This is a genomic window from Nitratireductor sp. GCM10026969 (genome assembly GCF_042660605.1).
In the GTDB taxonomy this organism is placed as follows: Bacteria; Pseudomonadota; Alphaproteobacteria; order Rhizobiales; family Rhizobiaceae; genus Chelativorans.
Genome location: NZ_JBHSUM010000153.1, coordinates 1 through 9,577, shown reverse-complemented (window position 1 = coordinate 9,577; position 9,577 = coordinate 1). Strand labels below are relative to the sequence as shown.

Sequence of the window (9,577 nt, the reverse complement as noted above, 5' to 3'; positions counted from 1 at the left end):
AGGCGTCCCCACGGTGCTCGATGCCGACATGGCGGAGCCGGAGGTCTTCACCCTTCTCCTGCCGCTGACGGACCACGCCGTCTTCTCCAAACCGGCTCTCGAAGCCTTCGCCGGCAAGGGGCCCGAGCCGCTGGCCTCGATCGGCGCCTTCGGGTGCAAGGTCGCGGCGGTGACGGAAGGCGGCGAGGGCGTGCGGTGGCGCCAGGACGGCCATGCCCATCACCAGCCGGCTTTCCCCGTGCGCTCCGTCGACACGACCGGCGCCGGCGACGTCTTCCACGGCGCCTATGCCTTCGCAATCGCAGCCGGCGCGCCGGTCGCCGAGGCCTTCACTTTCGCGTCTGCCGCCGCGGCCCTGAAATGCACCAGGGCGGGCGGGCGCAGCGGAATTCCGACCCTGGACGAAACATTGCACCTATGGAGAACATGCGCATGAGCACGATCGGAAAGAGCCGCGGCCTCACCCGGCTGGCCGACGAGGACGGATACTTCACGATGGTGGCGCTGGACCAGCGCCCGCCGCTGATCGCTGCCATCGCGAAGGCGAAGTCCATCGCGCCGGAGGCCGTGACGTTTGCCGATATGCTCTCGGTGAAGCGCCTGCTCGTGAAGGCGCTCGCCGAAGACGCGAGTTCCATGCTCCTCGACCCGAATTTCGCGATTCCGGCGGCGATCGACATCCTGCCGTCGAAGACCGGCTTCATCGTGACGCTGGAGGATCACCGGTTCGAGGAGACGCCGGCCGGCCGTAGGTCGCGGGCGATCGACAATTGGAGCGTCGAGAAGATCCGGCGCGTCGGCGGCGACGCCGTCAAGGTGCTCGCCTGGTACCGGCCGGACGCCGGCCGGGACATCATCGCCCACCAGCAGGCCTTCGTGCGCACCGTCGGCGCGGAGTGCCGCCGCTACGACATTCCCTACGTGCTCGAGCTCCTGGTCTATCCCTTCCCCGACAACGCCGCCCACACGACCGACTACGTGGAATCGCCCGACAAGAAGGCGGAGCTCGTCATCGAGAGCGTTCGCGACTTCGCCAAGCCCGACTATGGCGTCGATCTCTTCAAGCTGGAAACGCCCGTGCCCGCCGCATCGCTGCCGGCGATGGACGGAAGCGGCGCCGCGCAGGCGACCGCCGGCGCGTTCGAAGAGATCGGCGGCATCTGCCGGCAGGCGGGCATTCCCTGGGTGCTGCTCTCGGGCGGCGCCACGCCGGCACAGTTCGACCGCGTGCTCGGCTACTCCTACGCGGCGGGCGCGCAAGGATTTCTGGCGGGCCGGACGATCTGGCTCGACGCGGTCCAGAACCATTTCCCCGACGAAGATGCCGTGTTGTCCGCGCTCGATCAGGATGGCCGAAAGCGGCTCAGGGATCTGACGGTTCTGACACGGGAGAAGGCGAAGCCGTGGAGTGGGAATTTCAGAACCGCCGATTTCGCCTTTGAAGGCGAATTCGCGGCGCGCTACGCCTGATACCGGCCGCCCGGTTCTCGCCCGATGGCGGCGTATCGATGTTCTGGCATGGATCCTCGGGTCAAGCCCGAGGATCCATGCCGGAACGATGCCGCCTCGCCGGCGGATAATATTAGGGTCGGATGACACCGGCACCGCCCGCCATTCTCCCGAGCGAAACCAAGGCCGGATCCGTTCCGCAACCATGTTCCGAAACGGACCCCGCCGCATTTCGCTGGTTTAGCCGAAGTCTGCCTCCCGCTATTCGAGGTAGCCGGACCCGTTGGCGGCCGCCGCTTCCTTCTTGAACAGTTCCAGAAGCTCCACGGCCTCCCCGCCGTACTCCTTCTCGATATGCGCCTCGAAAGCAGGCTGGGTCGCCTCGCGCATGGCGTCGCGCTGTTCGGGCGAAAGGGCCGACACCTCCATTTTTTCCCGAAGGCCCGCAATGCCGCGGTCGGAGGCCTCGATGATGCGGGCCAGGCCGCGCGAAGCGGCGACGCAGGACTGCGCGGCGTAGCGCACCACCTTCTGCTGTTCCTCGCTCAATCCGTCCCAGAACGCTTTCGACAGGAGGAAGATGTAGGGCGAGAACAGGTGGTTGGTGAGCGCGAGATGCCCCTGCACCTCGGCGAAGTTCGAGAACGAGATGATCGGCACCGGGTTCATCTGGCCGTCGATGACGCCGGTCTGCAGCGCCGAATAGACCTCGCCCCAGGCAAGCGGATAGGCCTCCGCCCCGAGCGCGTTCATGATGACCTGGTGCGAGGAAAGGGTCATGGTGCGCAGCCTGACACCCTTGAAATCCTCCAGATCGTTAATTGCCGTGTCGGCCGTGGTGACGGCGAAGAAGCCGCCGGTGTCGGGAAAGGCGAGGACCTCCACGTCGCCGAGATCGGCTTCGATGTCGGCCTTGAGCGCCTTGCCGAAGGTGCCGTCAAAAGCCTCGTAGGTCGCGGCATTGTCGGAGAAGGCGAAGGGAAGGTTCAGAACGTCGATCTTGGGATAATAGGAGGCCAACGAGCCGGTCGAGGAGATGGTCGCCTGGATGACACCGTCGCGGACCATCTGCACCTGTTCGGCATTGGTGCCGATCTGGTCGTTGGGATAGATCTCGACCTCGATCTCGCCGTTGGTGTCGGACGTCACGATGTTGGCGAAGACCGCCGCACAGGCGTGTCCGGGGTTGTCGAACGGATCGGGATTGTTGTCGTGCGCGAGCTTCAGGACGTGCTCCTGTGCGGCAACCGGCACGGCGGCCGTGGAGGCGACCAGCAGGGCGGCGAAGCCGCGGATCAAGGTGTTCTTCATAAGTCCACTCCTTCGGTTTCTTTCTCGGTTTGCGTCGAGCGCGCGGTCAGGCAAAGCCCAGCCAGCGCGGCACGAAGAGCGCCACGTCCTCCCAGAATGCGAACACGATGAGGATGGCGACCTCGGCGAACAGGAAAGGCCAGAGCTTGATGGCGATCCGCTCCAGCTTTTCGCCGGTCACGGACGACAGGACGAACAGGCAGGCGCCGACCGGCGGCGTCATCAGCGAGATATTGAGCGCCAAAATGAAGATGATGCCGGCGTGGATGGGTTCGAGCCCGATCTGCGTCGCAATGGGCACCAGGACCGGCGTGAGGATGATGAGGATCGCGGTGATGTCCATCACCATGCCGACGACGAGCAGGAGCGCGATCATCAGAAGGATGACGACATAGCGGTTGTCGGATATGGCGAGCACGGCCTCGGCGATCGCCTGCGGCACGCGGTTGAAGCTCATCCACCAGCCGAGCAGGCTGGCAAAGGCGATGATGACGAAGATGACGCCGCTGATGATGGCGGTGCGCAAAAGCATCCGGCAGAGCGCGGCGAAATCGATGTTGCGGTAGACGAAGACGCCGAGAAGAAGCGCATAGGCGACGGCGACGGATGCCGCCTCGGTCGGCGTGACGATGCCGCCGAGGATCCCGCCGAGAATGATGAATGGCATCGCCAGCGCGGCAATCGAATGCAGGAAGCTCTTGAGCACTTCCCGAACAGTCGCCCGCTTTTCCGCCTTCGGCAGGCCGTTGCGCGCGGCACCGAGCGCAATCACGGCCATGCACACGAGACAGATGACGAGACCCGGCAGAATGCCCGCCGCGAAGAGGCCGCCGATGGAGACGCCCATCAGAGATCCGTAAACGACCATGATGCCCGAGGGCGGGATGGTCGGGCCTATGATCGAGCCCGCGGCGGTGACGGCGCAGGCGTAATCGCGGCGGTAGCCCTGCCGGACCATCTCCGGCACCAGCGTCTTGCCGAAGGCCGCGGCATCGGCGGTCGCGGCCCCGGTAAGTCCGGCGAACATGACCGAGGCGACCATGTTGGCGTGCGCCAGTCCGCCGCGGAAATGGCCGACCAGGATATGCGCGAAGCGCATCAGGCGCTGGGTGATGCCGATGTGGTTCATGATCTCGCCGGCCAGGATGAAGAAGGGCATGGCCAGAAAGGGAAAGATGTCGAGGCTGTTGAACATCCGGCTCGGGCCCATTGCCAGGAAATGGCTGCCGCCCATGCCGACCATCCCGGCCAGCCCCGCCATGCCGATGGCGAAACCGATCGGCGTCCCGATCAGAAGCAGTGCGAAGAAGATGACGGCGACCAGCATCGCTCAGATCTCCGCCTGTTCTTCGAGGTGCTGGCCTCCCAGATCGCGCAAGAGCACGAGGAGGAGTTGCACGGCGGCAAGACCCGCCGCCACGGGAACGGCCGCGTAGGCCGGCCCCAGGCTGAGACCGAAGATCATCGCCTGCCGGGTCTGTCCCGATGCCGCGAAACCGATGCCGAACCAGAAGAGATAGGCAAAGAGCGCGAATGCGAGAAGGTCGGAGAGGATCAGCGCGGCGCGCCGGAGGCCTTCCGGCAAATGGTCGATAAGAACGGTCAGCCCGATATGCTCGCGCCGGACGATGCCGCTCGAGATCGCCAGCAGCACCGTCCAGATCATGAGATAGCGCGCGAGCGGTTCAGGCCAGTTGAACTGCCAGTGGAAATAATAGCGGTCGGCGACCCCGATCCACACGTCGACGACGAGCGCCGCCATCAACAGGATGAGGACGATTTCAACACCCCGGTTGAGATAGTCGCCGAGCCTCGCCGCTAGCTGCCTCATCTCGCCTCCCTTGTCTGCCGGGCCTTCAATCGACACGACCGCGCGCGGCGACGGGCACGCGCTCGACCGCGCCGTCGCGTGAAATCAGATGCACGTGATCGAACAGATTGGTGACCACGCAGGCATGGTTCGGAATGATGGAGAGGCGCTCGCCGATCACCGGCTTGCACGCACAGGCCGACACGTCGAGGACGCCGTGCTCCTCGCTCAGCATGGTGATCTCGGCCTCGGGATACTCCGTCACGAGTCCGAAGCCCGTGAGCCCCAGCGTGTCGCTCGACAATGCCTTGGAACCGGCATCAATGACGATACGCCCGGCCGTAGGCGCGGAGACGACGGTGGCGAGCACGCTCAGTGCGCAATCCGCGAGGCTGCAGGTGCCCCGGGCGACGAGCGAGCGGTCCATGTAGATATAGGTCCCGATACGATACTCGGTGACGAGCCGGTTCCCGCGGGCGTGCCACATGTCCGGCGTGCCGCCGCTCGAGACGGCCGGGACCTGAATGCCGGCCGCAGCGAACGCCTCCAGCGCAGCGGCCAGCCACTTCTCGGCCTCCTTCTGCCTGCCGGCGGCGGGATAGGTCATCAGGCCGCCGAAGGCGAGCCCACCTGCTTCCTCGATCCGGCGCGCAAGTGCCACGGCCTCCTCCGGCGACTGGACGCCGCAGCGGCCCATGCCGGTATCGCACTCGACGAGAACTCTGAAGGGGCGCGGCGCATCCGCGAAAGCCGTCGCATAGCCATCGACCGTGTATGCGCTGTCGGCCGTCGCGGCGAGCGTGATCGTGTCCGCCAGGCGCCGCAGGCGCTCAAGCTTTGCTTCGCCCAGGATATTGTAGGTCAGAAGGATGTCGTCGAGCCCGGCCTCGGCCATCACCTCGGCCTCGCCGAGCTTCTGGCAGGTGATGCCCCGGGCGCCGAGTTCCACCTGCCGGCGGGCGAATTGCGGCAGCTTGTGCGTCTTGATGTGCGGGCGTAGGGCCAGCCCGTGCGCATCCGCATGATCCTGCGCCTTGCGCAGATTGGCCTCGACGCGATCGCGGTCGATCACAACGGCCGGGGTCTCGATCTCGTCAACGGTCATGGAATGCACCCTCCTTAGTCGCCGATAGGCCGCCCCGGATCGCTCATGTTGAGGCCCGAGAGGCTGACGCGGATCCGCCGCAGGCCCTCGAGCACGCTCGGGCCGATCGATTCGGCCACCGTCATGGCGACGAGATCGACCAGGAACAGAAGCGCGTAGCGCCCTGAGGTCGGCTTGTAGAGCTGCGTATCCGGGGGGATCACAAACGGCAGGCAGATCTCCGCCTCCTTCGCCAGCACCGACTCGGGGTGGGTGATGGCGATCGTGCGTGCGCCGTACTGCCGCGCCACGCGCACGGATTCGATGGTCGACGCCGCCGCGCCCGAAGCGGAAATGGCAAAGACGACGGAATGCCCGTCGCAGACCGCGGCGGACATGCGCTGCATCTGCCCGTCCGTGTGCGCAACGATGGAAAGGCCGAGGCGGAAGAGCCGGTTCTGCATCTCCACCGCACCCATGGAGGAGACGCCGCCGGAGCCGAAGACGTAGATCTGGCGGGCCTTGATTGCCAGATCCGCGACGTCGTTGACGGTTCCCATGTCGATGGCATCGCGCACACGCTGCATGGCGTTCGCAGCGCCGTCGGCGATAGCGTCGACGATGCGCGCGTCGCGCTCGTCCCGCACCAGCGGCTCGGGAAAGAGATAGAGCCCGCCGATCGCCAGGACCTGCGCCAGCTTGAACTTGAAATCGCGCACGCCGTCGCATCCGAGCGCACGGCAGAAGCGCGTCACGGTCGGCTCGCTCACGCCAGCCCGCAGGGCAAGATCGGCGATCGGCGCCCTGGAGGCGTATTCGATGTCGGCGAGAATGACCTCCGCCAGCCGCCGCTCGGCCTTGCTGCCGTCGGCGGCCCAGATACGCAACCGGTTAACGATATCGGTCGTGGTCAAGCGACGCGCTCCCCGATCTGTTCCCCATAGCCTTTGTGGCCCTTGTTGATCGCAACTTGACAGCGAAAATGTAAAAAAGCAACATGAAATTACCGTTATATCCGGCGCTTTCCTTGGTCTTAACGGAATTTTGTCGGAAAATTTCATGCTTGGAGGGAAATTCGGCTCATGAAACAAACCTTCGGATCCTCGCACGTGCCCCTGTCGCCCGCCGTGCGCGCGGGTGACTTCGTCTTCTTATCGGGCCAGGTGCCCGCGCGCCCGGACGGGTCGATCGTATCGGGCGGGATAGAGGACCAGACGCGGCAGGTCATGGAGAATCTCAAAGCCGCGCTGGCCCTTGCGGACGCCGAGTTGTCGGACGTCGTCAAGACCACCGTATGGCTGGTCGATGCGCGCGACTTCGGCGGCTTCAACAAGGTCTACGGCAGCTATTTCGAGTCCGCTCCTCCAGCGCGCACGACGGTGGAATCGCGGCTGATGATCGACATCAAGATCGAAATCGAGGCGGTCGCCTACAAACCCCGCTGACCGAGCCCGCGACGACGGCCCGGCGCGGCAGAACCAACGAACAGGAACCAACCAATATGAATCTGGACCTCGTGCTTACCGGCGGCCGCGTCATCGACCCGTCCCGGAACGTCGACCGCATCACCGATGTCGGCTTCGCCGGCGGCAAGGTGGCGGCGTTGGGTGATGGATTGGGCGGAGACGCGGCCGAAGTACGGGACGTTTCGGGCAAGATCGTCACGCCGGGGCTGATCGACCTGCACACCCATGTCTATTGGGGCGGGACATCGCTCGGCATCGACGCGGAGGACTTTGCCCGCACGAGCGCCGTGACCACCTGCATCGACACCGGCAGCGCCGGGCCCGGCAATTTTCCCGGCTTCCGCAAGCACGTGATCGAGCCTTCCCAGACGCGCATCCTCGTCTACCTGCACGTGTCCTTCGCCGGCATATACGGCTTCGCGCCGGATCTGATGGTGGGGGAAAGCCACGACTTCCGCCTGATGGCGCCAAAACACGCCGCCAAGGTCATCGATGCCAACCGCGACGTGATCGTCGGCATCAAGGTGCGGATCGGCCGTCACGCCAGCGGCCCGCAGGGCATTGCGCCGCTCGACGTGGCGCTGGGCCTGTCGGACGAGACCGGCCTGCCCGTCATGTGCCATATCGACGAGCCGCCGCCCTCCTACGAGGCGGTGGTCTCGAAACTGCGCAAGGGCGACGTTCTCACCCACTGCTTCCGCCCCTTCCCCAATGCGCCGGTCAAGGGCGACGGCACGATCAAGGAGGCGGTGCTCGAAGCGCGCGAGCGCGGGGTCTATTTCGACATCGGCCACGGCATGGGCTCGTTCTCCTACCGCACGGCGCGGGCGATGCTGTCAGGCGGCTTCCCGCCCGACACCATCTCCTCCGACGTGCACGCCTTCTGCGTTGAGGGACCGGCCTATGACCAGCTCACCACGATGAGCAAGTTTCTCGGCCTCGGCATGCCGCTCGGCGAAGTGATTGCCCGCTCGACGGTGAAGGCCGCCGAAGCCATCCAGCGCCCCGAGCTCGGCACCTTCCGCGAGGGCGCCGTCGGCGACGCGTCGGTGCTGTCGCTGGCTGAAGGCGCGTTCGCGCTGGAGGATGTCGAGGGCGAGGTGCTGCGGGTCGGCGAACGGCTCCAGGCCGAAGGCGTCGTCCTCGCCGGGCGATGGTGGCACCCGCGATGAAATGGGAAGAGCTGACGACGCAGGAGATCGAAGCGATCGACCGGCAAACGGTCGTCGTCCTGCCCATCGCCGCGGTCGAGCAGCACGGCGCGCATCTGCCGCTGTCGACCGACTGCACCATCGGCATGCACCTTCTCGAAACGGCGGAGCGCCGTTGCGGCGCGGATATCCTGATCCTGCCGCAGATCAAGGTGTGCTGTTCCGACCACCACATGGACTTTCCCGGCACGCTGTCGGTGCGCCATGAGACCTTCCTCGCCTATGCCGAGGACATCCTGCGCTCCGTCATGGCGCACGGGTTCACCACCATCCTCGTCTTCAACAGCCATGGCGGCAATCAGGCGATCGCCCGCGTGCTCGTCGACAAGCTCGGCAACGAGAACCGCCATTGCCGGATCGCGCTTCTGACCTGGTGGACGCTCGCCGCCCCGGAACTGGCGGCGGTGCGCGAGAGTGGTCCCGGCGGCATCAACCACGCTTGCGAGTTCGAGACGGCGCTCATGCTCCACGCCGCGCCCGGCACCGTGCGAACGGACCTGATCGGCGGCATGTCCATCGCACCGACGGCGGATTGGGCCGAAGAGGACATGCTGAAGCCAGCCCGGGGGACGCTGTTCCGGACCATGAAGGAAAAATCCGGCGGCAGCGGCACGGTCGGCGACCCTTCCCTTGCCTCGGAAGCGAAAGGGGCGGCGATCACCGCTGCCGTGGTCGATGCGCTCGAAAGGGTGATCTCGGACCTGCGGCGAATGCCGCGCGGCTGATGGACAAGGGAGGAGAAAGCGCCTTGAGCACAACCGATTTCCTGCGCTGCGTGGCTTGTGGAAACGACGTTTCCATCGAGGTGGTCCCCTCCACCTGCCCTGCCTGCGGCGGCATTCTCGACCTGCATCTGGCGGAAGGCCCGCTGCAGGAAGCCGCGGACGACCTTACGAATCTGTGGCAATGGGCCGAATTCCTGCCGCGCTGCGCGCCAAAAAACCGGGTGACCCTTGGCGAGGCGCGCTCGCCGCTGCTTCACTGTCCGCGCCTGGGCGAACGGACCGGCCTTGCCGATCTCTGGATCAAGAACGATTCCGTCATGCCGACCGGCTCGTTCAAGGACCGGGCGATCGCCCTCGCCACGTCGCTCGCGAAGGAATACGGGCGCGAGGGTCTCGTTCTGTCATCGAGCGGCAATGCGGGGGCGTCGGCGGCCGCCTATGCGGCGCGGGCCGGTCTGCCGATCGTCGTTCTTGTGCCGGCGACGGCGCCGAACGCGAAGCTCCGGCAGATCGCCGCCGCC

11 protein-coding genes are annotated in these 9,577 nt (G+C 65.8%); 6 read left to right on the top strand and 5 right to left on the bottom strand.

Annotated elements, in window-relative coordinates; genetic code table 11:
- The coding region (locus tag ACFP9U_RS20935; RefSeq protein ID WP_378624429.1) for a PfkB family carbohydrate kinase at positions 1-436 on the top strand (436 nt) is incomplete at its 5' end.
- Positions 433-1,470 carry a tagatose 1,6-diphosphate aldolase gene (locus ACFP9U_RS20930; RefSeq protein WP_378624427.1) on the top strand — a complete coding sequence of 346 codons (1,038 nt, stop codon included), beginning with the start codon at positions 433-435 and terminating at the stop codon, positions 1,468-1,470. The genes ACFP9U_RS20935 and ACFP9U_RS20930, both read left to right, overlap by 4 nt.
- 240 nt (positions 1,471-1,710) lie before the next feature.
- Here the strand turns inward: ACFP9U_RS20930 and ACFP9U_RS20925 are convergent, their stop codons facing one another.
- The 5 genes from ACFP9U_RS20925 to ACFP9U_RS20905 are packed head-to-tail and all read right to left on the bottom strand — an operon-like array spanning position 1,711 to position 6,568.
- Positions 1,711-2,760 carry a DctP family TRAP transporter solute-binding subunit gene (locus ACFP9U_RS20925; RefSeq protein ID WP_378624425.1) on the bottom strand — a complete coding sequence of 350 codons (1,050 nt, stop codon included), beginning with the start codon at positions 2,758-2,760 and terminating at the stop codon, positions 1,711-1,713.
- Between the two features lie 46 nt (positions 2,761-2,806).
- Positions 2,807-4,087: a TRAP transporter large permease gene (locus ACFP9U_RS20920; protein ID WP_378624424.1), complete on the bottom strand. Its 1,281-nt coding sequence runs from the start codon at positions 4,085-4,087 to the stop codon at positions 2,807-2,809.
- 3 nt (positions 4,088-4,090) lie between these two features.
- Complete coding sequence (locus ACFP9U_RS20915; RefSeq protein ID WP_378624422.1) at positions 4,091-4,591, bottom strand: TRAP transporter small permease; 501 nt, start codon at positions 4,589-4,591, stop codon at positions 4,091-4,093.
- Positions 4,592-4,616: 25 nt separating this feature from the next.
- Complete coding sequence (locus tag ACFP9U_RS20910; protein WP_378624419.1) at positions 4,617-5,675, bottom strand: D-TA family PLP-dependent enzyme; 1,059 nt, start codon at positions 5,673-5,675, stop codon at positions 4,617-4,619.
- 14 nt (positions 5,676-5,689) lie between these two features.
- A complete protein-coding gene (locus tag ACFP9U_RS20905; protein ID WP_378624418.1) occupies positions 5,690-6,568 on the bottom strand; it encodes a MurR/RpiR family transcriptional regulator in 879 nt (292 codons plus the stop codon).
- Positions 6,569-6,736: 168 nt separating this feature from the next.
- On the opposite strand from ACFP9U_RS20905, the gene ACFP9U_RS20900 reads away from it, so the two are divergent.
- From ACFP9U_RS20900 to ACFP9U_RS20885, 4 genes are all read left to right on the top strand, one after another.
- The gene (locus ACFP9U_RS20900; protein ID WP_378624416.1) at positions 6,737-7,099 is read left to right on the top strand and encodes a RidA family protein; all 363 of its coding nucleotides are present in this window, start codon (positions 6,737-6,739) and stop codon (positions 7,097-7,099) included.
- 56 nt (positions 7,100-7,155) lie between these two features.
- Positions 7,156-8,292, top strand: coding sequence for an amidohydrolase/deacetylase family metallohydrolase (locus ACFP9U_RS20895; protein WP_378624415.1), 1,137 nt, complete (start codon positions 7,156-7,158; stop codon positions 8,290-8,292).
- Positions 8,289-9,056, top strand: coding sequence for a creatininase family protein (locus ACFP9U_RS20890; protein WP_378624413.1), 768 nt, complete (start codon positions 8,289-8,291; stop codon positions 9,054-9,056). The genes ACFP9U_RS20895 and ACFP9U_RS20890 overlap by 4 nt, the downstream gene beginning before the upstream one ends.
- A gap of 23 nt (positions 9,057-9,079) precedes the next feature.
- On the top strand, positions 9,080-9,577 hold a 498-nt coding region (locus ACFP9U_RS20885; RefSeq protein ID WP_378624412.1), incomplete at its 3' end, for a pyridoxal-phosphate dependent enzyme.